Raw genomic sequence first — 318 nt, 5'->3', positions numbered from 1 at the left:
ACCTACTACCGGTGGCGCCAGGCCGAGACCGAGCCGTGCGAACGGCACCGTCGGGACGCCGAGCTGACCAGCAGGATCCGTCAGGTCCACGATGAGTCCGGCGGGGTCTACGGCTCACCCCGCGTGCACGCCGTCCTCAAGCGCGAGGGCACGCGGGTCGGCCGCAAGCGCGTCGAACGGCTCATGCGCCAGGCCGGCCTCGCCGGGATCCGCCCTCGCCGGGGCAAGAGCTTCACCCGACGCGACCCGGACGCGGATCTGGCCCCTGACCTGGTGCAACGCGACTTCACCGCGAGCGGGCCGAACCGGCTGTGGGTC

1 protein-coding gene is annotated in these 318 nt (G+C 73.0%); it reads left to right on the top strand.

From position 1 onward, the window contains the following. On the top strand, nucleotides 1-318 hold a 318-nt coding region (locus tag IF09_RS0139620), incomplete at both ends, for an IS3 family transposase (RefSeq protein ID WP_030304466.1).

Origin of the sequence: Streptomyces katrae (assembly GCF_000717655.1) — a bacterium.
Taxonomy (GTDB): domain Bacteria; phylum Actinomycetota; class Actinomycetes; order Streptomycetales; family Streptomycetaceae; genus Streptomyces; species Streptomyces katrae_B.
The sequence above is the reverse complement of the archived record's forward strand: the minus strand, read 5'-3'. Positions and strand labels throughout refer to the sequence as shown.